Annotated in this window: 24 protein-coding genes; 7 read left to right on the top strand and 17 right to left on the bottom strand. The window is 73.4% G+C overall.

Features of this window, described 5'->3' with window-relative positions; genetic code table 11:
• Nucleotides 1-434 precede the first annotated feature (434 nt).
• Both SGUI_RS01810 and ybaK read left to right on the top strand, forming a co-directional pair.
• The gene (locus SGUI_RS01810) at nt 435-1907 is read left to right on the top strand and encodes a KamA family radical SAM protein (RefSeq protein ID WP_066635523.1); all 1473 of its coding nucleotides are present in this window, start codon (nt 435-437) and stop codon (nt 1905-1907) included.
• A 42-nt stretch (nt 1908-1949) separates the two neighbouring features.
• Complete coding sequence (ybaK, locus tag SGUI_RS01805; RefSeq protein ID WP_066635521.1) at nt 1950-2444, top strand: Cys-tRNA(Pro) deacylase; 495 nt, start codon at nt 1950-1952, stop codon at nt 2442-2444.
• Nucleotides 2445-2478: 34 nt separating this feature from the next.
• Here ybaK and SGUI_RS01800 read toward each other — a convergent pair whose 3' ends face one another.
• Nucleotides 2479-2946: an Lrp/AsnC family transcriptional regulator gene (locus SGUI_RS01800; protein ID WP_066635519.1), complete on the bottom strand. Its 468-nt coding sequence runs from the start codon at nt 2944-2946 to the stop codon at nt 2479-2481.
• A gap of 10 nt (nt 2947-2956) precedes the next feature.
• Nucleotides 2957-3241, bottom strand: coding sequence for a hypothetical protein (locus tag SGUI_RS01795; RefSeq protein ID WP_066635518.1), 285 nt, complete (start codon nt 3239-3241; stop codon nt 2957-2959).
• A 36-nt stretch (nt 3242-3277) separates the two neighbouring features.
• On the opposite strand from SGUI_RS01795, the gene SGUI_RS01790 reads away from it, so the two are divergent.
• Entirely contained in the window at nt 3278-4237 is a 960-nt protein-coding gene (locus SGUI_RS01790; RefSeq protein WP_066635517.1) for a 5'-3' exonuclease, read from the top strand.
• A 49-nt stretch (nt 4238-4286) separates the two neighbouring features.
• Nucleotides 4287-4931 (top strand): phosphatase PAP2 family protein, encoded by a 645-nt coding sequence (locus SGUI_RS01785; RefSeq protein ID WP_066635516.1) that lies wholly within the window; start codon nt 4287-4289, stop codon nt 4929-4931.
• Here SGUI_RS01785 and SGUI_RS01780 read toward each other — a convergent pair.
• The 7 genes from SGUI_RS01780 to SGUI_RS01750 form a co-directional block, all read right to left on the bottom strand.
• Entirely contained in the window at nt 4924-6129 is a 1206-nt protein-coding gene (locus tag SGUI_RS01780; protein ID WP_066642597.1) for an acetyl-CoA C-acetyltransferase, read from the bottom strand. The genes SGUI_RS01785 and SGUI_RS01780 overlap by 8 nt on opposite strands.
• A gap of 253 nt (nt 6130-6382) precedes the next feature.
• The gene (locus tag SGUI_RS01775; protein WP_066635513.1) at nt 6383-9307 is read right to left on the bottom strand and encodes a DEAD/DEAH box helicase; all 2925 of its coding nucleotides are present in this window, start codon (nt 9305-9307) and stop codon (nt 6383-6385) included.
• A gap of 15 nt (nt 9308-9322) precedes the next feature.
• Nucleotides 9323-10210, bottom strand: coding sequence for a diacylglycerol/lipid kinase family protein (locus SGUI_RS01770; protein WP_066635511.1), 888 nt, complete (start codon nt 10208-10210; stop codon nt 9323-9325).
• Nucleotides 10207-11037 (bottom strand): twin-arginine translocase subunit TatC, encoded by an 831-nt coding sequence (gene tatC, locus SGUI_RS01765; RefSeq protein ID WP_237141424.1) that lies wholly within the window; start codon nt 11035-11037, stop codon nt 10207-10209. The genes SGUI_RS01770 and tatC overlap by 4 nt, the downstream gene beginning before the upstream one ends.
• Before the next feature lie 24 nt (nt 11038-11061).
• Nucleotides 11062-11340, bottom strand: coding sequence for a Sec-independent protein translocase subunit TatA (tatA, locus tag SGUI_RS01760; RefSeq protein WP_066635506.1), 279 nt, complete (start codon nt 11338-11340; stop codon nt 11062-11064).
• A 64-nt stretch (nt 11341-11404) separates the two neighbouring features.
• Nucleotides 11405-12385, bottom strand: a complete 981-nt coding sequence (locus SGUI_RS01755; protein ID WP_066635504.1) for a helix-turn-helix transcriptional regulator — start codon at nt 12383-12385, stop codon at nt 11405-11407.
• Nucleotides 12385-13398: a helix-turn-helix transcriptional regulator gene (locus tag SGUI_RS01750; RefSeq protein ID WP_066635501.1), complete on the bottom strand. Its 1014-nt coding sequence runs from the start codon at nt 13396-13398 to the stop codon at nt 12385-12387. Before SGUI_RS01750 ends, SGUI_RS01755 begins: the two co-directional genes overlap by 1 nt.
• Nucleotides 13399-13455: 57 nt before the next feature.
• Between SGUI_RS01750 and SGUI_RS01745 the strand changes: the two genes are divergently transcribed.
• On the top strand, nt 13456-14577 hold the full coding sequence (locus tag SGUI_RS01745) for a DUF3866 family protein (protein ID WP_066635499.1): 1122 nt from the start codon (nt 13456-13458) through the stop codon (nt 14575-14577).
• A gap of 90 nt (nt 14578-14667) precedes the next feature.
• The gene (locus SGUI_RS01740; RefSeq protein WP_066635497.1) at nt 14668-16035 is read left to right on the top strand and encodes a cation:proton antiporter; all 1368 of its coding nucleotides are present in this window, start codon (nt 14668-14670) and stop codon (nt 16033-16035) included.
• Here the strand turns inward: SGUI_RS01740 and SGUI_RS01735 are convergent.
• The 5 genes from SGUI_RS01735 to dop all read right to left on the bottom strand — a co-directional run bounded on the left by SGUI_RS01735 (nt 16019) and on the right by dop (nt 20885).
• Complete coding sequence (locus tag SGUI_RS01735; RefSeq protein ID WP_066635495.1) at nt 16019-16417, bottom strand: FKBP-type peptidyl-prolyl cis-trans isomerase; 399 nt, start codon at nt 16415-16417, stop codon at nt 16019-16021. The two genes, SGUI_RS01740 and SGUI_RS01735, sit on opposite strands and share 17 nt — an antisense overlap.
• Nucleotides 16418-16492: 75 nt before the next feature.
• Nucleotides 16493-17533, bottom strand: a complete 1041-nt coding sequence (locus SGUI_RS01730) for an FKBP-type peptidyl-prolyl cis-trans isomerase (RefSeq protein ID WP_066635493.1) — start codon at nt 17531-17533, stop codon at nt 16493-16495.
• 60 nt (nt 17534-17593) lie between these two features.
• The gene (gene pafA / locus SGUI_RS01725) at nt 17594-18979 is read right to left on the bottom strand and encodes a Pup--protein ligase (protein WP_066635487.1); all 1386 of its coding nucleotides are present in this window, start codon (nt 18977-18979) and stop codon (nt 17594-17596) included.
• Nucleotides 18976-19185: a ubiquitin-like protein Pup gene (locus tag SGUI_RS01720; protein ID WP_066635484.1), complete on the bottom strand. Its 210-nt coding sequence runs from the start codon at nt 19183-19185 to the stop codon at nt 18976-18978. Before SGUI_RS01720 ends, pafA begins: the two co-directional genes overlap by 4 nt.
• Nucleotides 19186-19331: 146 nt before the next feature.
• Nucleotides 19332-20885, bottom strand: a complete 1554-nt coding sequence (dop, locus tag SGUI_RS01715; protein ID WP_066635481.1) for a depupylase/deamidase Dop — start codon at nt 20883-20885, stop codon at nt 19332-19334.
• Nucleotides 20886-20934: 49 nt separating this feature from the next.
• Here dop and SGUI_RS01710 point away from each other — a divergent pair, with 49 nt between their 5' ends.
• Nucleotides 20935-21975: an alpha-hydroxy acid oxidase gene (locus SGUI_RS01710; RefSeq protein WP_202816599.1), complete on the top strand. Its 1041-nt coding sequence runs from the start codon at nt 20935-20937 to the stop codon at nt 21973-21975.
• Nucleotide 21976: 1 nt separating this feature from the next.
• Here SGUI_RS01710 and SGUI_RS01705 read toward each other — a convergent pair whose 3' ends face one another.
• From SGUI_RS01705 to SGUI_RS01695, 3 genes are all read right to left on the bottom strand, one after another.
• Nucleotides 21977-23998 carry an MFS transporter gene (locus SGUI_RS01705; RefSeq protein WP_066635477.1) on the bottom strand — a complete coding sequence of 674 codons (2022 nt, stop codon included), beginning with the start codon at nt 23996-23998 and terminating at the stop codon, nt 21977-21979.
• Between the two features lie 63 nt (nt 23999-24061).
• Nucleotides 24062-25699: a proteasome ATPase gene (gene arc, locus SGUI_RS01700; protein ID WP_066635469.1), complete on the bottom strand. Its 1638-nt coding sequence runs from the start codon at nt 25697-25699 to the stop codon at nt 24062-24064.
• A complete protein-coding gene (locus tag SGUI_RS01695; RefSeq protein WP_066642595.1) occupies nt 25696-26694 on the bottom strand; it encodes a tRNA (adenine-N1)-methyltransferase in 999 nt (332 codons plus the stop codon). Before SGUI_RS01695 ends, arc begins: the two co-directional genes overlap by 4 nt.
• Nucleotides 26695-26726 lie beyond the last annotated feature (32 nt).

The raw sequence follows: 26726 nt of genomic DNA, 5'->3' as shown, positions 1-26726 counted from the left end.
GGGTGGCCGGGTGCGGACATGGCCGGACCCCGGCACCTTTGGGGCCGGTCCGTGCGCGGCTGGCGGCCCGCACGATCCCGTTGTCTACTCGGTGCTCGGGGTCCTGGCTCCCCCGTCGAGCGCCGCAGCGCCCCAGAGGACGCGTCCGAACGTAGGCGTCCTCATCGGCCGTGTCAACACAGCGCTGACCTGCAGATTTGTGCAACGGAGCAGGTCAGCCGGGCGTCCCGAACGGCCTGTCGCGGCGGCCCTCTCATCGATCGTCGGCGTGTCGGTCGCGACACGCCGACCCGACGTCCCGGTCGGTGGTCCACGGGCGCCGCAGACCGCCGCGGGTGGCCCGACGCATACATCGTCCGGTGAAATGAGCCGTTGGCAAAATGATGTCCTGTCAGTTCTCGCTTTCGCCGGAAATGATCCGTAGCATGAGCGGTATGAGCGCACAGATCGAGCAGCCCTACGTCTACCGACGCCGCGAGCTGGTGGAACCCGACTGGACCCGCTTCCCCGGGTGGAAGGACGTCACCGCGCAGCAGTGGGCGGACGTGCAGTGGCAGCGGGTCAACTGCGTGAAGAACATCGGCCAGCTGCGCACCGTCATGGGCGACCTGCTGACCGAGGTCTTCTACGCCGACCTCGAGCAGGACCAGACGCAGCGGGCCACGATGTCCATGCTGCTGCCCCCGCAGATGCTCAACACCATGGTCAGCGAGATCACCTGGGCCGACGGGCGGATGCCGGCCGCCGGGGTGGAGTTCACCGAGGCCTTCCTCGCCGACCCGGTGCGCCGCTACATGCTCCCCGTCTTCTCCGACCGCCGCACCGACTGGTCGAGCCACCCCTACGCCACCCGCGACAGCCTGCACGAGCACGACATGTGGGTCGCCGAGGGGCTGACCCACCGCTACCCCACCAAGGTGCTGGCGGAGATGCTGCCGACCTGCCCGCAGTACTGCGGCCACTGCACCCGGATGGACCTCGTCGGCAACTCCACCCCCACGGTCACCAAGCTCAAGCTCGCCGGCAAGCCGGTGGACCGGCACACCGCGATCCTGGACTACCTGCGCGCCACCCCCGGCGTGCGCGACGTGGTCGTCTCCGGCGGCGACGTCGCCAACATGCCGTGGAAGAACCTCGAGGCGTGGCTGGACCAGCTGCTGGACATCGACAACATCCGCGACGTGCGGCTGGCGACCAAGGCGCTCATGGGTATGCCGCAGCACTGGCTCGCGCCGGACACCGTCGAGGGCGTCGGCCGGGTGGCGCGCAAGGCCCGCGAGCGCGGCGTCGGCCTGGCGATCCACACCCACGTCAACGCCGCGCAGTCGGTCACCCCGCTCGTCGCGCAGGCGAGCAAGGCGATGCTCGAGGCCGGCATCCGCGACGTCCGCAACCAGGGTGTGCTCATGCGTGGCGTCAACGACACCTCCCCCCAGCTGCTGGACCTCTGCTTCGCGATGGCGGACGAGGCCATGATCACGCCCTACTACTTCTACATGTGCGACATGATCCCGTTCAGCGAGCACTGGCGGGTCTCGCTCGCGCACGCCCAGCACCTGCAGCACTCGATGCTGGGCTACCTGCCGGGCTTCGCGACGCCGCGCATCGTCTGTGACGTGCCTTTCGTCGGCAAGCGCTGGGTGCACCAGGTCGACACCTACGACACCGAGCGCGGCATCTCCTACTGGCGCAAGAACTACCGCACCTCGATCGAGGGCGAGGACGTCGACGTGACCAGCGCGGAGTACGTCTACTACGACCCGATCGACACCCTGCCCGCGAGCGGCCAGGAGTGGTGGCGGCAGCAGGCCGCGGAGGTGCACGGCACCGACGAGGCGGGCCAGGAGGAGAAGGCCGTGGCGGCCGCGGCGGCCTCGCGCCGGGCTTCGGTCGACCAGCTCGCCTGAGCCACCGGACGCCCGACCCGGCGGCGGGCATACCCTGACCGCGTGACGAGGAAGAGCAGGTCGGGCGGGACCCCGGCCACGGTGGCGCTGGACCGGGCAGGGATCCGGTATGCCGTGCGCGCCTACGAGCACGACCCGGCCGCGTCCTCCTACGGGACGGAGGCGGCGCAGGCGCTCGGGGTGGACCCGGCCGCGGTTTTCAAGACGCTGCTGGTCGAGGGTCAGGGTGGTCTGGCCGTCGGCATCGTGCCGGTGGACGGGTCGCTCGACCTCAAGGCGATCGCCGTTGCCCTCGGGCTCAAGAAGGTCACCATGGCCGACCCGGCGAGCGCGGAGCGGGTGACCGGTTATGTCGTCGGCGGCATCAGCCCGGTCGGGCAGAAGCGCGCCCTCCCCACGGTGCTCGACGTCTCGGCGGCCGACCGGGAGACGATCCTGGTCAGCGGGGGCCGCCGCGGCCTCGACCTCGAGCTCAGCCCCGCGGACCTCCTCGCCGTGACCGGCGGCACGACCGCACCGATCGCCCGGCGCGGCTGACCACCGGGCCTGGCGGCTCGGTGGGAGGCGACGGTCAGGAGGGGGTGGCCGGGGTCTCGACGGGGAGGCTGCCGAGGCGGTCCTCCCAGGGGGTGGAGAGCACGATCGTGGTGTTGGTCGAGCAGGAGCCCTCCTGCCGGATCCGCCCCAGCAGCTCCTCGAGGTCCTGCGGGCGCGGCACCCGGATGAGGAGCACGTAGTTCTCGTCGCCGGCGACCGACCAGCACGCGACGATCTCCTCGATGTGCGCCAGCCGCTCGGGGATGTCGTCGTCGTCGGCGGGATCGAAGGGCGTGACCGACATGAGCGCGGTGAGCGGCAGTCCGACCGAGGCGTAGTCGACGACGGCGCGGTAGCCGGTGATGATGCCCCGCTCCTCCAGCCGCTTGACCCGCTGGTGCACGGCCGAGGTGGACAGTCCCACCCGGCGCCCGAGGTCGGCGAAGCTGATGCGCCCGTCCTGCGCCAGGACGGTGACGATGTGGCGATCCAGCGGCTCCATGCCGGTCAGCCTAGTGCGGGCGGCCCCGCCCACCGGGAGCCGGAGCGTGCGCCGCGCCGTCGCCGTTCCCGTCCGCGTCGCGGCCCTCCCGTGCCGGGAGCAGCAGGAGCACCCCGACCAGCGCCGACACGGCCAGCGTCGGCAGCGCCAGGCGGAGCACCGCGCCGAAGTCCGGACCGGGAGGCCGGGTGAGCGGGTTCTCCCCCTCGGCGGAGTCCCAGAGCGGCCCGAAGAGCACCCACGCCGAGACCACGAGGCCCCCGAGCAGCAGGCTCAGGGCGAGGCGTCGAGGCATACCTCACGCTAACCCAGGGACACTAGGGTGAGGCGCATGACCGCTCCTGCCGGCACCTCGGACGTCGCCCCGCCCCAGCTGCTCCTGCTCGACACCGCCTCGCTCTACTTCCGGGCCTACTTCGGGGTGAAGGACCTGCGCGCGGCGCCGGACGGGACGCCCACCAACGCGGTCCGCGGGCTGGTGGACATGATCGCCACGCTGGTGGGGCGCTTCTCCCCCACCCATCTCGTGTGCTGCTGGGACAACGACTGGCGGCCGGACTTCCGGGTCGAGGCGATCCCCTCCTACAAGTCTCATCGTCTGGTCGAGGGTTCGGAGGAGAAGGAGGAGGCTCCACCTGAGCTCAAGGTCCAGGTGCCCATCATCCGGCGGGTGCTGGACGCCGTCGGCATCCCGATCCTCGGCGCGGACGGCTACGAGGCGGACGATGTCATCGGCACGCTCACCGCGCGGCACCGTGGCAGGCTCCCGGTCGGGGTGGTCACCGGCGACCGCGACCTCTTCCAGCTCGTCGACGACGAGGCCGGGGTCACGGTCGTCTACACCGCCAAGCAAGGGGTGCGCGACGCCGAGGAGATCCACCAGGCCGACCTGCGGTCGCGGTATGCCGTCCCCACCGGCCAGGCATACGCCGAGATGTCGATGCTGCGCGGCGACACCTCCGACGGGCTGCCCGGGGTCAAGGGCATCGGCGAGAAGACCGCCGCGGCACTCATCGAGCAGTACGGCACGCTCGCCGCCCTGCGCGAGGCGGTCGACAGCGGCGACCCCGCGATCAAGGGTGCGCGGCGCACCAACCTCGAGGCCGGCGCCGGCTACCTCGACGTGGCCCCCAAGGTGGTCCTCGTCGCCCACGACGCGCCCGTGCCCGACGTGCCCCTCACCCTGCCCCGCGAGATCGCCGACCCCGGCACCCTGCAGCAGCTGGTCGAGACCTACGACCTCAGCAACCCCGTGGGTCGGCTCCTGGCGGCGCTCGCGATCACTCCCTAGACAGCCTCGGCACAGCGCGTCCACAGGTGCCACACCTAGCCTGGAGGGCATGACCACGGCCATGGCTCTCTCGGGCGGACCGTCCACGCGGCCCCCCGCGAGGACCGGGTCCTGGCTGCCCTGGCTGCTCGTCGTGGGCGCCGGGGTCGGCTTCGTGCTGCTGTATGCCGTCGCCGTCCTGACCACCTCCGGCCAGCGTGTCGACACCGCGGTCATGGACGCCCTGACGACGACCGGTGCCCAGCACGAGGCGCTCGACGCCGCGCTGCCGGACCCCTACCTGCTCCTCGCCCTGGCGCTCGGGGCCGGCTTGCTCGGGATGCTGGGCCGGGTGCGCGCGGGGCTGGCCGTGCTCGTCTCGGTGCCCCTGCTCGTCGGCGCGACCCAGGTGCTCAAGGCGGTGCTGCCGCGCCCGCAGCTGGCCGACCCGTGGGTGATGGCCAACTCGCTGCCGAGCGGTCACACCGGGGCGGCAGCGGCACTGGCGCTCGCGCTGCTGCTGGTCGTGCCGCGTCGATGGCTGCCGGTGGCGGTCGTGCTCGGGGTCGCGCTGACCACCTGGATGGGCGCGCTGGTGGTCATGCTCGGGTACCACCGGCCCAGCGACGTCCTGGCCTCCGTGCTGCTGGCCCTCGGGGCCGGCGGGGTCGGCCTGCTCGTGCGTGGCGACGGACGCCGCGAGCGGCTCAGCTGACCCGCTCGAAGACCGCGGCCAGGCCCTGCCCGCCCCCGATGCACATCGTCTCCAGGGCATACCGCCCCTCCCGGAGCTGCAGCTCGTGCGCGAGCGTCGCCAGGATGCGGGCCCCGGTCGCACCGACCGGGTGCCCCAGGGAGATCCCGGACCCGTTGACGTTGAGCCGCTCCCACTGGTCGCTGTCCGACATGTCCCACTCCCGGAGCACGGCGAGCGCCTGCGCCGCGAAGGCCTCGTTGAGCTCGATGAGGTCCATGTCCGCCAACGTGAGCCCGGCGCGCTCGAGGGCTGCCGCGGAGGCCGGGACCGGTCCGATCCCCATCGTCTCGGGCGCCACCCCGGCGACTCCCCACGAGCGCAGGGCCAGCATCGGCGTCAGCCCGAGCTCCTCGGCCCGGTCCGCGGTGGTGACGACGCAGAGAGCGGCGGCGTCGTTCTGGCCGCTGGCGTTGCCGGCGGTGACCGTGGCCTCGGGGTCCTGACGACCCATGATCGGGCGGAGGCCGGCCAGCGTCTCCTGATCGGTGTCGGGGCGCACGTGCTCGTCGGTGTCGACCACGGTGACGCCCTTGCGGCCCGGCACCTCGACCGGGACCAGCTCGGCCTCGAACCGGCCCTCCCGCTGGGCCGCCGCGGCGCGCTGGTGCGAGCGCACGGCCAGCTCGTCCTGCGCCTCGCGCGTGATCGCGTAGTCCCGCCGCAGGTTCTCCGCCGTCTCGATCATGCCCCCGGGGATCGGGTGGTGCTCACCGCCGGCGGTCGAGCGTGCCCGCGCGAGCCGGTCGGCCAGCTCGACGCCCGCGCGGACCCCCTGGCGGAGCAGGGCGTAGTGCTCGACGCTGCTCATCGACTCCGCTCCTCCGGCCACGACGAGCCTGCTGCCGCCGGTCGCGATCTGCGACGCCGCGGTGAGCACCGCCTGCAGGCCGGACCCGCAGCGCCGGTCCAGCTGCATACCGGGCGCCGAGTCCAGCCCCGCGTTGAGCGCGACGATGCGGCCGAGGGCGGGGATCTCGCCCGAGGGGTTGGCGTTGCCGAGGATGACGTCGTCCACGTCGCCGTCCTGCAGCCCGGTCCGCTCGAGCAGGACCGTGAGCAGCTGGGTGCCGAGGTCGGCGGCGGACAGGCTCGCCATGCTGCCGAGGAATCCCCCGACGGGGGTGCGGAGCGGGGAGCAGACGACGATCTCGGTCATGATCGCCACCCTACGCGCCCGCTCGTGCCTCCTCGCCGGTGAGCCCAGGTGCGGCTGGACCGATCCTCCCCGGGGTATACCCGCTCAGCCGGTGAGCCCGGGTGCGGTTGCACCGATCCTCCCCGGGTATACCCGCTCGTGCCGCCTCGCCGGTGAGGTTGGGTGCGGCTGGACCGATCCTCCCCGGGTATGCCCGCTCAGCCGGTGAGCCCGGGTGCGGTTGCACCGATCCTCCCCGGGTGGGGAGCCGCGGTCAGTCGAGCCGGTCGGCGGCGACGACGCCGCGGAGCATCGCCGAGGAGGCGCGGCGCGCGGTGGCGGCGACCTCCTCGTCGGCGGCCTGCGCGATCTGGCCGAGGAGGTCCACGACCTGCTTGGCGCGGCGCACGAAGTCGCCGGCGGACAGGTCGCCGGAGCGCAGCACCTCCTCCAGCCCCCGGCCGGAGGCCCAGCGGTGCACCATCCAGGTGATGCCCGGGTCCATCTCGCGGTCACCGGTGAGGTTGTGCGCGAGCTTGGCCTGCTGCACCTGCGTCCAGATGGCCTGCATCTCCCCGAGCGCCTCGGCAACCTCGACGCTGGGCGTCGGCGGGTCGCCCGGGTCGTCCTTGCGCGCCTCGTGCACGAGCGCGGACACGACCGAGGCCAGGTCGGCGGGCGTCAGCCGGCGCCAGGTGCCGCGCCGCAGCGCCTCGGCGACCACGAGGTCCAGCTCGGTGTAGATCCGCCGCAGCCGCTGCCCCTCCGGCGTCACCTCCTGGCCGTCCTCGCTGAGGTAGCCGGCCTCCGACAGCAGGTCGCAGATCCGCTCGAAGGTCGCGGCGAGGGTGCCGGTCCGGTGCGACACGCGGCGCTGCAGGTCGTCGGTCTCCTTGCGCAGCTTCCACCAGCGCGCGGCCCAGCGCGCGTGGTCCTCCCGCTCCGGACAGCTGTGGCACGGGTGCGCCGCCAGCCGGGCGCGCAGGTCCTCGACCTGCGTCTCCACCCCCGCCGGTATGCCCGATGCCTGCTCATCGCGCCCCCGTCGGCCGGGGATCGGCTCCCGGACGGTGCTGCGCAGCGCCGCGGCGAGGTCCTTGCGCGCCTTGGGGCTGCGCTCGGTGAAGTGCGAGGGGATCTTGAGGCTGCCGATGACCTCGGGCACGTCGCGGAAACCCGCGACAGTCAGCCGCTGCACCCGCCCGTGCGAGGTGACCACGGTGGGCTCGGGCCCCGCCGAGCGGCCGCGGGCGCCCTTGACGACGACTGCCATCGTGCCGTGCCGCCCGCCGTCGAGCTGGACCACCTGCCCCGGCTCGAGGGTCTCCAGCGCCTCACCGATGTGGCTGCGCCGCTGCGCCTGCCGGGTCCCCGCGGCCTTCTTCTCCAGCTCGGACAGCTCGTGCCGCAGCCGGCCGTACTCCCGGAAGTCACCGCGGTCGCAGACCATCGACGCGGCATACCCCTCCAGCGCCTCGAGGTTGTGCCGCACCTGGGTCGTCAGCCCCACGACGGAGCGGTCCGCCTGGAACTGCGCGAAGCTGGACTGCAGCAGCTCGTGCGCGCGCTCGCGGCCGTACTGCGCCACGAGGTTGACCGCCATGTTGGAGCTGGGGCGGAAGGAGCTGCGCAGCGGATAGGTGCGGGTGGAGGCGAGTCCGGCGACGTCCATGGGGTCCACGCCGCGCCGCCACAGGACGACCGCGTGGCCCTCGACGTCGATGCCGCGGCGCCCGGCCCGCCCGGTGAGCTGGGTGTACTCCGCCGGCGTCACCGGGGCGTGCTCCTCGCCGTTGAACTTCACCAGCTTCTCCAGCACGACCGTGCGCGCGGGCATGTTGATGCCGAGCGCGAGGGTCTCGGTGGCGAAGACCGAGCGCACCTGGCCCGCGGTGAAGAGCTCCTCGACGATCTCCCGGAAGAGCGGCAGCATGCCGGCGTGGTGTGCGGCGTAGCCCCGCGAGAGCCCTTCGACGAAGTCGTGGTAGCCCAGCACGCCGAGGTCCGCGGGGTCGACCTCCGCCACCCGTTCGGCCACGAGGGCGCGGATCGTCTGGCCCTGCTCCTCCGGGATGAGCCGGGTGCCGCGCCCGAGGAGCTGCTGCACCGCGGCGTCGCACCCCGCGCGGCTGAAGATGAAGGTGATCGCGGGCAGCAGCGCCTCGCGGTCGAGCCGGTCGATGACCTGGGTACGGCTCGCGACGCCGCCGGGCAGGGAGCCCCGGGCGAAGCCGGCGTCCCCACCGCTGTAGGCCCGCGCGCCGTCGTCGCGCCGCCCGCGCTCCGCGGGGCGCTGGTCCCGGCCGTGGTGTCGGGCGCCTCGCCGGTCGTCCCGGCCACCGCGACCGCCACGCCGGTCGCCGCGGCGCCCACGCGGTCCGCCCGCGTCCTCGCGCCGCCACCCGCCCTCGGAGCGGGAGGAGCGCTCGGCGGCGGAGATCGCCTGGAGCAGCTCGGGGTTGACCCGGGTGGTGCCGTCGGCGCCCGAGGGGGCGCGGGTGCCGTCGGTGACGAAGAGGTCGTACATCCGCTGCCCGACCATCATGTGCTGCCACAGTGGCACCGGCCGGTGCTCGGAGACGATGACGCGCAGCGACCCGGCGTCGCCGCGGCCGCGGACCTGCCGCAGCCAGTCGCCGAACTCCTCGGCGTTGCTCACCGTCGCCGACAGCGAGATCACCTGCACCGACTCGGGCAGGTGGATGATGACCTCCTCCCACACGGCGCCGCGCCACCGGTCGGCCAGGTAGTGCACCTCGTCCATGACGACGAAGCCGAGCCCGTCCAGGGTGGGCGAGGAGGCATACATCATGTTGCGCAGGACCTCGGTGGTCATGACGACCACAGGTGCCTCCCCGTTGATCGAGGAGTCGCCGGTGAGCAGCCCGACGTTGTCGGCGCCGTGGCGCGCGACGAGGTCGTGGTACTTCTGGTTGGACAGCGCCTTGATCGGGGTGGTGTAGAACGCCTTGCGGCCGGTCTCCAGCGCCAGCGCCACGGCGAACTCGCCGACGACCGTCTTGCCGGCCCCGGTCGGGGCGGCGACGAGCACCCCCGCGCCGCCCTGCACCGCCTCGATCGCCTCCAGCTGGAAGGGGTCGAGCGCGAAGCCCAGGGTGCCGGTGAAGCGACCCGCCGGGGTGGACTCCCACCTCTGGCGGGCGCGCGAGGCGGCATATCGCTCCGCGGGGGTGGACATATCCCCCAGGCTACGTCAGCCGGTGGTGAGCACCCGCAGGCTCGCGGCGTCGACCCGCACGTCCAGCGGCAGCGGCCCCAGCGGCTCGCCGTCGCCGTGGGCGGTGATGTCGGGCGGTCCGTGGACCACCACCTCCCGCGCCCGGGTCAGGTGGACGGCGTGGTGCGAGGTATGCCGTCCCGCCCGGATCGCGCGCAGCAGCCCCACCGCCTCGCGCGGCGCGACCGGGGTGACGACGACGAGGTCCAGCAGGCCGTCGGCCGGGTCGGCGTCGGGGGCCAGCGGGAGCCCGCCCCCGAGGTAGGGCATGGTGGCCGCGACGACGACGAGGGCGTCCAGCTCGGTGGGACGGCCGTCGACCTCGAGCCGGTAGTGCAAGGGTGGTTGCCGGCGCAGCAGGGCGATCTCGACCAAGGCCGAGAGGGTGTAGCCGCCCGGCCCGACCCAGCGCGGCCACCTGTTGGCTCGGTCGTTGATCCGGGCGTCCAGCGCGCAGCAGACCGACCCGAGGACGCGGCGGTCCAGCTCACGGACGTGAAGGGTGTCCACCGCCCTCGGGGTGCCGGTCAGCAGCACCTCGACCGCGGCGGCCGGGTCCCGCGGGAGCCCCAGGCTGCGGGCGTTGTCGTTGCCCGTGCCCGCGGGAAGGATGCCGAGCGCGGTGCCGGTGCCCGCGCACAGATCGGTGCCCAGGCTCACCAGACCGTCGCCCCCGGCGACCGCCAGCACGTCGACCCCGTCCGCGACGAGGGCTCCGCAGGCCGCCCGGACCTGGTCCAGCGTGTCGCCCACGACCTCGACCACCTCGTGCCCGGCGTCCCGCAGCCGACGCACCGCCTGCTCCCCCACCGCCGCGCCGCCCCGCCGGCCGGAGCGTCGGCCGTGGGCGAGGGCATACCTCATGACAGGGGGGTGGCCTCGTCCGGCGACAGCCCGGCATACCGGTCCGGGTCCTTCTTCGCGCGGCGCCGGTCGAGCGCGAAGGCGAAGGCGACCGCGCACCAGTAGAGCGCGAAGACGGGCGCAGCCATGAGCAGCATGCTCACCGCGCTCGGGTCGGGCGTCATGAAGGCGGAGAAGACGAGGATGCCGAAGAGGGTGAGGCGCCAGCCCTTGAGCATGAGGGGGGCGGGCAGGATGCCGATCTGGTTGAGCGCGATGAGGACGACGGGCAGGAGGAAGGCGAGCCCGAAGGCCAGGCAGAAGTAGAGGACGAGGGTGAGGTAGGCGCTGGCGTTCTGGATGTTGCTGAAGCCGTCGGGCGCGAACTCGAGCAGGATGGCGTAGAGGCGGGGGAAGGTGAACCCGGCCAGCGACGCACCGGCGAAGAACAGCGGGATCGAGACGAAGAAGTAGGACAGGGCGATGCGCTTCTCCGGGCGGGTGAGGCCGGGGAGCAGGAAGGCCCAGATCTGCCAGATCCAGACCGGGCTGGCCAGCGCGATGCCGACGAAGAGGGCGACCTTGACCTGCATGGCGAAGGCGTCGGTGACACCGGCGAAGTTGAGGCTGACGATGCGGTCGCCCTCGCTGTCGCGGACCGCCTCCACCGGCGCGGAGATGAAGTCGATGACCGGGTCGTAGAAGATCCAGCCGACGACGGCGCCGACGAGCACCGCGAGGACGCTGATCGTCAGCCGGTTGCGCAGCTCACGGAAGTGCGCGCCCAGGGACATCCGCCCCTCGGGGTCCTTCAACCGGCGGCGGCGGGTGCGGGGGGTGCGGGCCACGGCGTCGACGGGTGGGGAGGCCGGTCAGGCGCCCGGGCCGTCGCCGCCCTCGCGACGCTTCATCGCGTCGTACTCGGAGCGCGCGGTGTCGGCGTCGTGGCTCTTGCGGTCGTCCAGAGCGGGGCGCTCGGCGTCCTTCTCGGTCTTGCGGGCCTCCCCCTCGTCCTTCATCTGGTCCACCTCGGACTTGAAGACACGCATGGACTCACCCATAGATCGGGCCATGTTGGGCAGGTTCTTCCACCCGAAGAGCAGGAGGAAGGCCACGACGAGGACGACGATGTGCCAGGCCTGGAGTCGCATGGGTGGGTGCTCGCTCTCGGTTCAGGTGCCGCGGCCGGGGCCACGGGCGCGTTACCACTCCAGTCTAACGCCCGGCCCCGTCGTCGCTCCGGTCGGCGAGCCCGGCCGCAGCGGCCTCCCGCACGGCGGTGACCATGCTCGCCGGCTCGACGACGCGGATCGCGCCGCCCTCGCGCAGGACGAGCCGGACCAGCCAGCGCGGGTCGGCCACGCGCAGGCTCATCCGCACCGAGCCGTCCTCGCGCTGCTCGACCTCCTCGGCCGGGATCTGCTCGGCCACCCAGGCCGATCCCGGGGCGAGGTCCAGGGTGACGGTCTCGTCGTGGGGGTCGGGGCGGTAGACCCCGCTCCCGACGGGCCGGGCGGGCAGCTCCTCCGGCGGGGTCGCGGGCTCGTCGAGGAGGTCGACCGACTCGATCCGGTCGAGCCGGAACAGGCGGAGGTCGCGGGCGCGGTGGCACCACCCCTCGAGGTACCACCGGCCGTCGACCGAGAGCACCCGCAGCGGGTCGACGTCGCGCTCGGTCGTCTCGTCGCGGCTGGCGGAGGTGTAGCGCAGGTGCAGACGCCGACGCTCGGCCAGCCCGGTGCGGACCCGTCCGGCGAGCTCGTCGTCCGCCGGCTGCTCCAGGGCCACCTGCACCTGGGCGGCACCCTCGACGCCGTCCCCGGCCGCGCCCTCCAGTTTGGCCAGTGCCCGGTCGATGGCGTCCCGCTCGGCCAGACCCGGGGTGGCCGCCAGGGCGCGCAGCGCGACGATGAGGGCCAGCGCCTCGTCCCGCCCCAGCCGCAACGGCCGGGCGATGGTGTCGGCGTTGCCCACGAAGACCCGGCCGCCCTCCCAGGAGGCCTCGATGAGGTCGTCCGGGTAGTGCCCCGGCAGCCCGCAGAGGAAGAGCACCTGCAGGTCCTCGACCACCTGGTCCTCCGAGACGCCGAGCTCGGTCGCCGCGGTCGCCAGGTCGATCCCCTGCCGGTGCACCAGCCACGGGACCATGGTCAGCATCCGGGAGACCCGGGAGGTCGCGCTCTCGTAGGTGGGCATCAGCCTTCCCCTCCCCCGTGCGAGGCGACCACGGCGCGGAGCCGCTCCGCGACGAGCTCCGCGAGCTCGGGCGGGTCCACCACCCGGACGTCCGCGCCCGCGGCGCAGACCTCGCGCGCCAGCCGCGGGAGCGAGTCCGCCGGAACGTCCAGCAGGCGCCAGCCCTCGGGCGCGTCCGAGCCGGTCACGGGGGTGGCCCGACGACGCAGCGAGGCCGCCGTCCCGTCGCGCAGGAGCAGCCGCGCCGTCCGGTCCGTCGGCGGTTCCTCACCGGCGCTGCGCCGGATCATCGCGAGGGTGTCGAGGTCCTCGGGCACGGCATACTCCCCCGCCCGGCCGGCGCCCTGCGGGGTGCCGACGACGCGGTCCAGCCGGAAGACCCGGGGCGCCTCCCGGTCCAGGTCGTGGCCGGTGAGGTACCACCGGCCGTGCCAGCTGGTCAGCCCCCACGGCTGCACCCGGCGGTGCGCCAGGTCACCGCTGCCCCCGCGGTAGTCGAAGGTGAGCGGGGTGCGGGTGAGGACCGCGTCCCGCACCGGCTCGAAGGCCGGGTCGGGGGTGTGCAGCAGCGGCTCGATCCCGGCGACGGAGGACTCGTCGCGCACGACGCCGGCCGCGTCCAGCTTGCGCAGCGCCTGGGCGGCCGGTCCGGCGAGGCTGGCCTGGCTCCACGAGCGGGCCGCCAGCCCGAGCACCGCGAGCTCGTCCGGGGCGAAGTCGATCTCGGGCAGGGCATACTCCCGCTGGTCGATGCGGTAGCCCGGCTCGTCGTCGAAGAAGGCGTCGATCGGCTCGGTCCGCAGGGGTATGCCCAGGGCCCGCAGCTCGTCCTTGTCCCGCTCGAACATGCGCTCGAAGGCCTCGACGCTGCCCGCGGCGTAGTCCGGCACCGCCTGGCGCAGCTTGGCCTTGGACAGCGGCTGCCTCGTGTGGAGCAGGGCGATGACCAGGTTGAGCAGGCGTTCGGTCTTGGCCGTGGCAGGGCTGACCCCCGTGCTCGCCTTCTTCGCCATGATCGGCAAGGCTACCGTCCGGCGGCGACGTCGCTGCGGATCTATAGGCTCCCTGTCGTGATCACGTGGCGCGAGGGGCAGGTACGCGAGCTGCTGCCCGGCTGGGACGGGGTGGTGGTCGTCGCGGTCGACGTCGGTCCCGGCGCGACGGTGCCGGCCCTGGCCTACCCCGCGCTCGTCGGCACCCCCGCGGTCGGGGACCGGGTGCTGCTCAACGTCACCGCGCTCGAGCGGGGCCTCGGCACCGGCGGGTATGCCCTCGTCGTCGCACTCCCGGACCGCCCGGACGCCTGGCCTGACGCGGGGCGGCAGCAGGACGTTCCCGGGCACCTGGTCAAGGCCCGCTACACGCCGCTGCAGGCGATGGTCCTCGGCGTGGACGACCCGGAGGGCGAGCACCACGCCATCCTGGCCGCCGCCGACGACCTCGACGGTATGCCCGTGGTCGCCACCGACCTGCACTCCGCCCTGCCCGCGGTGGTCGCCGGGGTCCGCGAGCAGGCCCCGGACGCCCGGGTGGCCTACGTCATGACCGACGGGGGCGCCCTGCCCTTGGCCTGGTCGCGAACGGTGGCCGGGCTCCGGGAGGCCGGCTGGCTCGCCGCGACGATCACCGCCGGGCAGGCCTTCGGGGGCGACCTGGAGGCGGTCACCGTGCACACCGCGCTGCTCGCCGCCCGGCACGTGGTGCAAGCCGACGTCGCCGTGGTCGTCCAGGGCCCGGGCAACCTCGGCACCGACACCCGGTGGGGCTTCTCGGGGGTGGCCTCCGGCGAGGCGCTCAACGCGGCCGCGGTGCTGGGCGGGCGACCGGTGGCCGGGCTCCGCGTGTCGCAGGCGGACGCCCGCGAGCGCCACCGCGGCCTGTCGCACCACAGCGTCACCGCCTTCGGCCGGGTGCTGAGCCATCCCGCCGACCTCCCGGTCCCGGACGCAGCTCAGGGCTCCCCCGATGCCGTCACCGCCTGCCTGCGGCAGGTGCAGGAACAGGCCCGCGACCTGGTCGCCGGCGCGCCCCACCTCAGGCTGGTCGAGGTGGGCACCGAGGACCTCCTCCCGGCACTCCGGGACACACCGGTGACGCTGTCCACCATGGGCCGCGGGCTGGACGAGGACGTCGCGGGCTTCCTGGCCGCCGCGGTGGCCGGTCGCCACGCCGCCCGGCTCGCCACGACCTAGGGTGAGCGTCATGGACGCCCCGGACCGCACCGCATACCTCGCCGAGGTCGGGCTCCAGTCCGGTCGGCCCGCAGCGGCGGACGCCCGGGGATGACCTCGGACCTGGTCTTCCTGCTCGGCGGCGCCGTGCTCCTCGTCGCCGTCGCCCTCCCCAGCCTGCTCACCCGCGCCTGGCTGTCCGCTCCGGTCATCCTCATCGTGGTCGGCGCGCTCGTCGGGCTGCTGCCGGTCGGCTCGCAGTTCGCCTTCGACCCGACGAACCAGCGGGAGACCATCGAGCACGTGACCGAGTTCACCGTCCTGGTCGCGCTCATGGGCGTGGGCCTGGCGCTGGACCGGCCGCTGTCCTGGCGCAACCGGGCGTCGTGGCGGACGTGGAAGGCCACCTGGACGCTGCTCGGGATCGCGATGCCGCTCACCATCGCCGGGGTCTTCCTGCTCGGGTGGTGGGGGCTCGGGCTGGGTGCCGCGCAGGCGCTGCTCCTCGGGGCCGTGCTCTCGCCGACCGACCCGGTGCTGGCCAGCGACGTGCAGGTCGCGGGGCCCGCCACCCGGCACAGGGGTGAGGACGAGCGCGACGAGGACGGTGACGACGTCCTCGCCGAGGAGCTCGGTGAGGACGAGATCGTCGACGACGACGAGGTGCGCTTCGCCCTGACCTCCGAGGCCGGGCTCAACGACGCGCTGGCCTTCCCTTTCGTCTACGCCGCGATCTTCCTGGCCACCCTCGGACCCGTCACGGCGTGGGGGTGGCGCTGGCTGGCCTGGGACCTGGTCGGCAGGATCGTCATCGGGCTCGTCGTGGGGCTGGCCGTGGGCTGGCTCCTCGCCCACGTCGCGTTCCGCTCGCGCCGGCAGGTGCTGCGCCTGGCCGAGCAGGGCGAGGCGCTGCTGGCGCTGGCGGCCATGCTGCTGGCCTACGGGGTCGCCGAGGTGGCGCAGGGCTACGGCTTCCTGGCGGTCTTCGTCTGCGCGATGACGATCCGTTCGCAGGCTCGTCGGCACGAGTTCCACGAGCACATGCACGGAGTCATCGAGCGGCTGGAACGGGTGCTCACCCTGGTGGTGCTGCTCTTCGTCGGCATCGCCCTCACCGACGGTGCGCTGGAGGACCTGGACTGGCGCGGCGTGCTCGTGGGGGTCGCCCTCGTGGCGGTCGTCCGTCCGGTCTCCGGCTGGGTGGCGCTGGCCGTGGGCCGCTGGCGCCTGGCCGACGAGGCGCACCGCCCGCTCGCCGGGCGCGAGCGGGCGATCACCGCCTTCTTCGGCATCCGGGGCGTGGGGACGCTCTACTACCTCGCGTATGCCCTGTCCGAGGCGAGCTGGACCGGCGAGCGGTGGCTCTGGTCCACCTGTGTCTTCACCGTGGTGCTCTCCGTGGTCGTCCACGGGGTGCTGGTCACCCCGGTCATGACCCGGCTGGAGCGCGACCGGGAGCGGCTCAGCGCACGTCCATGAGGTCGACGACGAAGATGAGCGTCTCGCCCCCCTTGATCGCACCGCCCGCGCCACGGTCGCCATACCCCAGGTGCGGCGGGATGATGATCTTGCGGCGGCCTCCGACCTTCATCCCGAGCAGGCCCTGGTCCCACCCCTGGATGACCTGGCCGACGCCGGCCCGGAAGGTGAGCGGCTCGCCGCGGTTCCACGAGGCGTCGAACTCCTCACCGGTGGACCAGGAGACGCCGACGTAGTGCGCGGAGATCGTCGACCCCGCGGTCGCCTCGGCGCCCTTGCCGACCTCGAGGTCCTCGATCACGAGCTCGGTGGGCGGCTCCTCGCCGGGGAACTCGATCTCGGGCTTGGCCTTCTGGACGCGGCCGAAGGGGGAGTCGGTCATCGTGTGCTCCTTGTCGTCGTGATGTCAGGTATGTCGTGCGTCGCCCCACCAGACCGGACGCTCGATGGGGTGGGGTCAGGAGGCGCTGAGGATGTCGACGACGAAGACGAGGTCCTCGCCGGCGAGCTCGTGCGCCGGGGCGGCGGTCTCGCCCTCGGTCTCCTCGGGCACCTCGCCGTAGGCCTCGGCGGCCGGGACGACGAGCAGCACGCGGGAGCCGACCGGCTGGCCGACCAGGCCCTCGTCCCAGCCCGCGATGACCTGGCCCACACCGATGGGGAACTCGGTGGGCTCGCCCCGCTCCCAGGAGCTGTCGAAGACCTCGCCGTCGGAGAGCTTGACGCCGGTGTACTGCACCCGGATGGTCTGGCCCGCCACGACCTCAGGGCTCTCGCCGCGGATGAGCTGCTGGGCCACGAGCTGGTCGGGGGCCTCGACGCCCTCGACGTCGATCTCCGGGCCGGTGTCGCCCATGGTCACGGTGGGCAGGCCCTCCTCGGGCTCGACCTCCTCGCCCTGCGCCTCGGTGAGCGGCTCGCCGGTGTCCTGGACGGTCAGGTAGAACAGCATCGTGTCGGTCGGGCCGACCCCGAGCTGGGCGTTGCCGGCCTCGCCGAAGGCCTCGCTCGCGGGGATCGCCATGAGGATCTCGTCGCCGACGGCCATGCCGGGCAGCTGCTCCCGGAAGGCCGGGAAGAGCGCCTCGTCGCCGAGGTCCAGGGTGACCGACTCGTCGTTCGGGAAGGTCGAGACGAGCTCCTCGCCCGAGGCACCGTTGACGGCGAGGTACTGCACCTGCACCTCGTGGCCCTCGGCGACCTCCTCGCCGTCACCCTCGGCCAGGGTGCGGGTCTCGGTGCCGCCCGCGACGAAGGGCAGGTCGCCGTCGGCGAAGGGCTCGCCGTCCCAGGTCAGGGCCGGGGCCTCGCCCTCGGTGTCGACCTCCACGTCGGCCAGGTCGCCGTTCGGCGCGGCGCTGGTCGCGGCCGCGTCGTCCCCCGGCGAGCTGGTCGCGCTCGCGTCGTCGCCCTCGCCAGAGGAGTCCGGGCTGCACGCCGCGAGGAAGATGAGGGGCGCGGCGGCAGCCGCGAGGTAGCGCAGTCGGGAAGAGCGCACGGGGCGTCCTTTGCAGAATCGGGGAATCGTCCCGACCAGCCTAACCCGGCCGACTGGACGTCAGGTGGGAGCACCCCCGGACCCCCGGATGTGCTCCAGCAGCGCGTCCACCCGCTCGTCCTGCCAGGCGAAGGGGTCCTTGCAGATGACGGTCCGGGAGGCGGTGTCGTTGAGCTTGAGGTGCACCCAGTCGACGGTGAAGTCGCGCCGGTGCTCGGAGGCCACCCGCACGAAGTCCCCGCGCAGCCGGGCCCGGGTCTGCGGCGGGTCCGTCGTGGCCGCTGCCACCCGGGCGTCGTCGACGACGGTGCGGGCGGCGCCGGAGCGCTCGAGGATCCGCACGAGGCCGCGCCGCGCATGGATGTCGTGCCACGCCAGGTCGAGCTGCTGCAGCCGCGGGTCCCACGCCTCCAGCCCGTGTCGTTGCGCGTAGGAGTCCAGCAGCTTCTTCTTCATCACCCACTCGATCTCGGTGTCGACCAGGTTCAGCCGGTCGGTGGCGATCGCGTCCAGCCCGCGCTCCCACAGCTCCAGCACGTCCCGGTATGCCCCCTCCCCCGCGATGCCGGCGCCCTCGGCATACCGCGTGACCAGGGCGAGCAGCTGCTCCTGGACCTCGAGGGCGGTGACCGTGCCGCCGGAGCGCAGCCGTAGCGGCACCCTGCCCGTGGGGTCGCGCGAGACGTCGCGGATGGCCTGCATGGGGTTGGCGAGCACGAGGTCGGGCACGACGGTCCCGGCCTCGAGCATCTGCAGCACGAGGTCGGTGGTGCCCAGCCGCAGCAGGGTGGTCGTCTGGCTCATCGTCGAGTCGCCGACGATGACGTGCAGGCGGCGGTGCTTCTCCGGGTCGGCGTGCGGCTCGTCCCGGGTGTTGATGATCGGCCGGGACCGGGTGGTCGCCGAGCTGAGGTCCTCCCACATGTGGTCGGCGCGCTGCGAGACGAGGTAGGTCGCGCGCTGCTCGGTGACGTGCAGCCGCCCCGCGCCGGTGACGAGCTGGCGGGTGACGAGGAAGGGGACGAGGGTCTCGGTGACCCGCTCCATCCGGGTGCGGCGCTCGATGAGGTAGTTCTCGTGCGAGCCGTAGGAGTTGCCGCGGGAGTCGACGTTGTTCTTGAGGACGTAGACCGTGGCGTCGAAGCCCTCCTCGGCGAGGCGCTGCTCCGCGTCGTCGGCGAGGTCCTGGACGATGATCTCACCGGCCCGGTCCTGCGCGACGACGTCGAGCAGGTCGGTGCACTCGGCGGTGGCGTACTCCGGGTGCGACCCCACGTCGAGGTAGAGCCGGGAGCCGTTGCCGAGGAAGACGTTGGAGGAGCGTCCCCAGGCCACGACCTTGCGGAAGAGGTAGCGGGAGACCTCCTCGGGCGAGAGCCGGGAGCCGCCCCGGAAGGTGGCGTTGACGCCGAACTCGGTCTCGACGCCCATCACCCGCTGCTTCACTCGCCGCCCTTCTGCACGAAGCCGTGCACGAACTCGGTGGCGTTGCTCTCCAGGACACCGTCGATCTCGTCCAGGAGCGAGTCCAGCGCGGCGTCCCGCTCGGCGCTCTGCGCCGCGGGCGCGGTGGGTGGCGGGGTGGGGTCCGGCCCGGGCTCGCCGCCTCGTTCTGACTCCCGGTCACGACCCTCGAAGTGCTGCTGCGACATACCCCGATCCTAGGTCAGACCTCCCACGCACGCCCCTGGTCACGTCGCCGCCCCGCCGACACTCCCCTTCCGATCGGCCATAGCGCTCACGTGAACGCGTGGGCCGTTCCCGACGCGTGTGTCGCCGGCACGGGGAGCCGCCCGGGTCAGACGTCTTCGCTGGCGAGCTCGGAGAGCAGGCTCGCCGCGGAGGTATGCCGGTCCAGCAGCCCCGCGACCGCCGCCCGGCTGCCGCTGGTCGGCTCGTCCATGCGCACCCGGCGCAGGCCGCCCCGGTCGTCGACGAGCACCACCGAGTCCCACGACGCGGCACGGACTCCCCCGGCCGCGCCGTAGCGCCGCACCGCCTCGCCGCGGAACCACGCCCGTGTGTCCGGTGGGGGCTCCGTGACGGCGGCGGCGACCTCCTCCGGTGTGACCAGCCGCTCCAGCTGGCCGGCGGCGCGCAGCTTGCGGGCCAGGCCCCGCCCGGGGTCGAGGTCGTGCCACTGGATGTCCATGGCCGCGATCCGCGGGTCGTCCCAGCCCGCGCCGGCGCGGTCGCGGAAGCGCTCCAGCAGCTGGTGCTTGGCCACCCACTCGACCTGCCCGGCGGCCTGCGAGGGGTCGCGGCGCAGCGTGTCGAGGACGTCTCGCCAGCGCCGCAGCACCCCCTCGGTCTCGGAGTCCTCCGGGCCGGTCCAGGGCTCGTGGCCCGAGGCCGCGGCCCGCTCGGCGGCCTCCAGGTGCGCTTCGACCAGGTCCAGGCCGGTCATCTCGCGGCCGTCCGCCAGCGGCACCGTGACCTGCAGCGACGGGTCGTGGCTGATCGCCTGCGCGGCGGCGACCGGGTGGGCGAGCGGCATACCTTCCAGCAGCTCGGGGTGCGTCTCGACGACCCGCAGCACGGCCGACAGGGACCCCAGCGCGAGGTAGGTGGTGACGTCGGCCATCGTGGCGTCGCCGACGATGACGTGCAGCCGACGGTGCAGGTGCGGGGTCGCGTGCGGCTCGTCCCGGGTGTTGACGATGGGGCGGCGCAGCGTCGTCTCCAGCCCGACCTCGGCCTCCAGGTAGTCCGCGCGCTGCGAGAGCTGGAAGCCCGGGCGTTCGCTCGCCTGACCGATCCCCACCCGCCCGGCACCGGCGATGACCGGCCGGGCGACGAGGAAGGGGATGAGCAGCCGGGCCAGCCGGTCGAAGGGCACCGCGCGGGGCACCAGGTAGTTCTCGTGGGTGCCGTAGGACGCGCCTTTACCGTCGACGTTGTTCTTGTAGAGCCGCACCTCCAGTTCCTCCTCGGCCAGGGTCCGCACCGCGCCCCAGGCGACCTCCTCCCCCGCACGGTCGTAGCGCACGGCCGCGAGCGGCCCGGTGACCTCGGGCGAGGAGTACTCCGGGTGCGCGTGGTCGACGTAGAAGCGGGCGCCGTTGGACAGCACCGAGGTCGCGATCGTCGGGTCCTCGACATCGGTGAGCTGGGAGCGGTCGGCCAGCGCCCGCGCCATCTCGAAGCCGCGGGCGTCCCGCAGCGGCGTCTCGTCGGCGTAGTCCCACCCCGCGCCGGAGGGGAGCGCCGCTCCCGGGGCCGCGCCCGCGGCATACGCCCGGACCACCTGGCCGGAGAGCACCATCGGGGTCACCGGGCGCCCGGCCGGGTCCAGCTGGGTGCTGGTGATCCCCAGCTCGGTCTCGATGCCCATGACCCGGCGCACTCCCATGGCGCCGATCCTGTCACGAGCCCGCCCCGCCCCCGGTAGCGTGCCCCGGGTGAGCGCGACCTACCGCTACGACGAGGCCCTGGCCCGCGCCCGGGAGGTGCTTCCCGCGCCGGTGCTGGAGTACCTCCTCACCGGTGCCGGGGACGGCCGGGCCGCCGCCGAGGCGGCGGAGGCCTGGGCCGGGGTGCGGCTGCGGCCCCGGGTGCTGCACGACGTGACCACCGTCGACCTGCGCACCCGAGCGCTGGGCGAGGAGCTGGCCCTGCCCTTCGCCGTGGCCCCCACGACCCTGCAGCGTGCCGTCCACCCCGAGGGCGAGGTCGCGATGGCGCGGGCCTGCGCGGCCGCCGGCCAGCTGCTCGTGGTGTCCAGCAACGCCGGCTCCACCTTAGCCGACATCGGCGCCACCGGGGTCCGCTGGTGGGTCCAGGCCTACCTCACCCAGGACCGCGACCTCTCGCTGCCGTTGCTCGAGCGCGCGGTCGAGGCGGGGGCCGGCGCGGTGGTCCTCACGGTGGACACCCCGGTCGTCAGCACCAAGAGGTATGCCGGTGCCAGCGTCTGGGAGGCCACGGACCCGGCCCTGCTGCGGGTGAACTTCCCGCCCGACGGGCAGCGGACCCCCGGTGCGGAGAAGGCCACCGACCTCTCACCCGAGGATCTCGGATGGCTGCGTGAGGCCACCGGTCTGCCGGTCGTCGTCAAGGGTGTCCTGCGCGGTGACGAGGCCGTGCGCTCCCGGGACGCGGGCGCCGACGCCGTGTGGGTCTCCAACCACGGCGGTCGCCAGCTGGACCGCGTGGTCCCCACGGCGACCGCCCTTCCGGAGGTCCGGGCCGCGGTGGGACCGGGGACCGAGGTCTACGTCGACGGCGGCGTCCGCACCGGCCTGGACGTGCTCGTGGCGCTCGCCTGCGGTGCCGACCTCGTGCTCGCCGGACGTGCGCCGGTGCTCGGCCTCGTCGACGGCGAGGACGGGGTGCGCAGCTGGCAGCAGACCTGGACCGCCGAGCTCGTCGAGGCGATGCGGCTGGCCGGCGTTGCGGCGGTCGCGGACCTGCCGGGCGCCGACCTCCTGGCGCCGGGCTGACTCAGGCGTCCACGCGCGGGCGCGGCACCCCGGTGACGATGTCGAGGTCGAGCGTCGTGGAGGTGGCGAGCACGGTGAGCGCGCGCGACCGGGTCCGGCCGCCCTCGTGGTCGACCGCGGTGAGGACGTAGCGACCCGGCGGGGGCAGGCCGATCTCGTAGTGCCCGTCCTCGTCGCTGTGGGCCGTGCCCACGAACTCGCCGGAGTGCTTGATGAGCGAGATGAGCACCCCGGGCATCGGCCGGCCCTCGTCGGTCACGAGGCCGGAGAGCAGCAGCCGCTTGGCCATCGTGACGTTCTCCTCGTGGCCGACGGACAGCTCGACCAGCGCGGACTGCGGCGCCCAGCCGTCGGCGGAGACGACGAGCAGGTAGGGACCCGGCTCGGGCAGCGCCAGGGTGTAGCGGCCCTCGTTGTCGGTGCGGCCCCAGTCGATGTGCCGCCCGTCGGGGCGCAGCACGGTGGTGACCGCCTGGCGCAGCGGGCGTCCCTGCGGGCCGACGACGCGCCCGCGGACGAGCAGCTCGGGCAGCTCACCGCCCAGCTTGACCTCGGTGCGCTCCCCCACCGGCTCCTGCGGGTCGCCCTCGACGCCGGCGTGGGCGCGCTGCGGCCGGCGGATGAAGGTCGCGATGAGCGCACCCCCGAGCGCGGCCGCGGCACCCGCCCAGAAGACCAGCTGGTATGCCTCGAAGCGCGGCGCCAGCTCACCGCTGGCGGTCGTGACCATCGAGGCCGCGAAGACCGCCGCGACGAGCGCCGAGGCCGAGGAGGTGCCGAGCGAGCGCAGCAGCGTGTTGAGCCCGTTGGCCGAGGCGGTCTCGGTGATGGGCACCGCCCGCATGATGAGCGTGGGCATCGCCGCGAAGGCCAGGGCCGTGCCGAGCGAGGCCACGCTGGAGGTGATGACCACCTCGAGCACGCTGCCGTGCAGCAGCGACCGGCCGATGAAGCCCAGGGCGATAGTCACCGCGCCGGCGATGAGCACCGCCCGCGGCCCGAACCGGGTGATGAGGCTCGCCGAGACCGGCGACATCGCCACCATGAGCAGCCCGGAGGGCAGCATGACCAGGCCGGTCGAGACCACCGACAGCCCGAAGCCGTAGCCGGTGTCGGGCGGCATCTGCACCTGCTGCGCGGAGGTGAGGAAGTTGGCGAACATCGCGAAGCCGATGAGCACCGACGCGGCGTTGGTGAGCAGCACCGTGCGCCGGGTCGACGTGCGGATGTCGACCAGCGGCTGCCCGGTGCGCAGCTCCCACGGCACCCACGCGGCCAGCACGAGCCCGGCACCGGCGAGCAGGCTGAGCGTGATCGGCGAGCCCCAGCCCCAGGTGCCGGCCTTGCTCACCGCCAGCAGGAAGCAGGTCAGCGCCACCGACAGCATGAGCGCCCCGGCGAAGTCGAACCGGCCGCGGGTCTTCACCGTCGACTCCGGCACGACGAGGTGGACCGCGACGAGCATGATCACCGCGAAGCCGCCGGAGACGTAGAAGAGCGCGTGCCAGTCGAGGTTCTCGTAGATCACGCCGGCCAGCGGCATACCGATCGCGCCGCCGATGCCGAGGGTCGCCGACATCAGCGCCACGCCGGAGCCGACCCGGTCCGAGGGCAGGTGGTCGCGCATGATGCTGATGCCGACCGGCACGAGGCAGGCGCCGAGGCCGCTCAGCCCGCGCCCGAGGACGACGAGCCACAGCTCGGCGCTCAGCGCCGAGACGACCGAGCCGGCGATGACCGCCCACATGCACACGATGAGCATGAGCCGCTTGCCGAACATGTCGGCGAGGCGGGACACGATGGGGGTCCCGACGGCCGCCGTGAGCAGGGTGACGGTGACCAGCCAGGACGCGTTGTCGCTGGTCGTGCCCAGGATCTCGGGGAAGTCCGGGAGCAGCGGCAGCACCAGCGTCTGCTGCAGCGAGACGAGGGTGCCGCACAGCGCGAGCACGGCGATGATCGCCGTCGTGGGGGTGGCGGGGGCGGCGTCGGAGGGGGTCTTCGTCTCCGCAGCCACCACCATGCCCCCGACCCTACGCCCGGGCCGTGACACACCTTCCCGCGGCTCCCGCGACGACCTGCCTGCTCAGCGGTCACCCAGCTCGACCGAGCGCCCCGGCTGGGTGCCCGAGGCGTCGCCGACGAGGGTGCGGATGTAGGTGATCCGCTCCCCCTTCTTGCCGGACACCCGCGCCCAGTCGTCCGGGTTCGTGGTGTTGGGCAGGTCCTCGTTCTCCTTGAACTCGTCGAGGTATGCCTGCTCCAGGTGCCGCTCGCGCAGCCCGTGCTCGCCGTGGGTGAGGACGTCCTTGATCGCCAGCTTCTTGGCGCGGTCGACGATGTTGTGGACCATCGCCCCCGAGGCGAAGTCGCGGAAGTAGAGCACCTCCTTGTCACCGCCGGCGTAGGTCACCTCGAGGAAGGCGTTGGCCGGGGAGACGGCATACATCCGCTGCACGACGCCGTCGATGAGCGCGGCGACGCTGCGCTCCCGGTCCTGGTCGTGGGCGTCCAGCACGCTGGGGTGCAGGGGGATGTCCGAGGTGAGGTATTTCGAGAAGACGTCGCGCGCCCCCTTGGCGTCGGGCCGCTCGATCTTGATCTTCACGTCGAGCCGCCCCGGGCGCAGGATGGCCGGGTCGATCATGTCCTCCCGGTTGGAGGCGCCGATGACGATGACGTTGTCCAGCCGCTCGACGCCGTCGATCTCGGCCAGCAGCTGCGGCACGATCGTCGTCTCGACGTCGGAGGAGACGCCCGAGCCGCGGGTGCGGAAGAGCGACTCCATCTCGTCGAAGAAGACCACCACCGGGTCGCCCTCGGCCGACTTCTCTCGGGCCCGCTGGAAGATCATCCGGATGTGCCGCTCGGTCTCCCCGACGTACTTGTTGAGCAGCTCCGGGCCCTTGATGTTGAGGAAGTAGCTGCGCGCGCCACCGGCGCTGAGCCCCTTCTGCTCGGCCGCCTGCCGAGCGAGGGAGGCGGCGACCGCCTTGGCGATGAGGGTCTTGCCGCACCCGGGCGGGCCGTAGAGCAGGACTCCCTTGGGCGGGCGCAGCTGGTGGCTCTCGTAGAGCTCGGCGTGCAGGAAGGGCAGCTCGACGGCGTCCCGGATCTGCTCGATCTGGCCGGAGAGGCCGCCGATGTCGTCGTAGGAGATGTCCGGCACCTCCTCGAGCATGAGCTCGGTGACCTCGGGGCGCTCGATCCGCTCGGTGACGAAGCCGCTGCGGGAGTCCAGGAGCAGCGCGTCGCCCACCCGCACCTGGTCCTCGCCCAGCGACCCGGCGCGGTGCGCGATCCGCTCGTCCTCGCCGCGGACGAGCACGGTGAGGCGCCCGTCGTCGAGGATCTCCTTGCAGGTCACGACGTCCCCGGCGCGCTCGTAGTCGGCGACGCCGACGATCGCCTGGGCGTCGTTGAGCAGCACCTCCCGGCCCGGGCGCAGCGAGGCGACCTCGACGTCGGAGGAGATCGTCGTGCGGATGCGTCGCCCGGACACGGAGACGTCGGCGTGCCCGTCGGCCAGGCGCAGCACCAGCCCCATGGTCAGCGGCGGCGAGGCGAGGGCGTCCAGGTCCTCGCGCAGCCCCTCGATCTGCTTCTTCGCGCTCGACAACGTGGTGCTCAGCGCCTCGTTGCGGCCGCGCAGCTCGGTCACGCGGGAGGTGAGGGTCTGCACCTCCTGCTGCAGGTGCCGCTCGCGCGACGTCGGCTCGGTCACGGTCCCTCCTCCGGGTCGGTGTCGGACCCGGTCACCCGGGTCGCGGTCGCCGCGGCGTCGCGGCGGGTGCGCCGCAGCTTCTTGTCCGAGACCGGGCGCTCACCTAGCTCGGCGGCGCTCCACTCCCCCGACGCGGGCGCGTAGTCCTCGCCGTAGGCGCCGGGGGCCGGCCGCTTCCGGCGCAGCGGGGCGTCGGTGCCGGGCGCCAGCCGCCGCATCGTCACGAGGAAGCCGGTATGCCCGTGCATCCGGTGCTCGGGGCGCACCGCAAGCCCCTCGAGGTGCCAGCCGCGCACCATCGACTCCCACGCCTGCGGCTCGGTCCAGCCGCCGGCGGCCTTCGCCGCCTCGGCGACCCGGGACAGCTGGGTGGTGGTGGCGACGTAGCAGACGAGCACGCCGCCGGGGGCCAGCGCGGTGCCGACGACGTCGAGGCAGTCCCACGGGGCGAGCATGTCCAGGACGACCCGGTCCACGGTGCCGGGCTCGACGGCCTGCGGCAGCGCGTCCACGAGGTCGCCGACGGTGACGGTCCAGGCCGGGTGGTCCTGCCCGAAGAAGGTGCGGGCGTTGGCCCGCGCGATGTCGGCGAAGTCCTCGCGCCGCTCGAAGCTCAGCAGCCGGCCGCTCTCCCCCACGGCCCGCAGGAGCGACAGCGACAGCGCCCCCGAGCCCACGCCCGCCTCGACGACGACCGCACCGGGGAAGATGTCGGCGAAGGTGACGATCTGGCCGGCGTCCTTGGGGTAGACCACCTGGGCACCGCGCGGCATCGACAGCACGAAGTCGGAGAGCAACGGCCGCAGCGCGAGGTACTCCGCGCCGGAGGTGTGGCGCACCACCGAGCCGTCGGGGGCGTCGATGAGGTCGTCGTGCTTGAGGTGACCGCGGTGGGTGTGGAACTCCTTGCCGTCCTCCAGGGTGATGGTGTGCATCCGGCCCTTGGGGTCGGTCAGCTGGACGCGGTCGCCCGCCCGGAAAGGTCCGCGCCGCATGTCGGCGCCCGTCGGCCTGCTCACCGGTCCAG

This window comes from Serinicoccus hydrothermalis (genome assembly GCF_001685415.1).
In the GTDB taxonomy this organism is placed as follows: domain Bacteria; phylum Actinomycetota; class Actinomycetes; order Actinomycetales; family Dermatophilaceae; genus Ornithinicoccus; species Ornithinicoccus hydrothermalis.
Note: the sequence above shows the minus strand (reverse complement) of the source record. Positions and strands in the feature narration are given on the sequence as shown.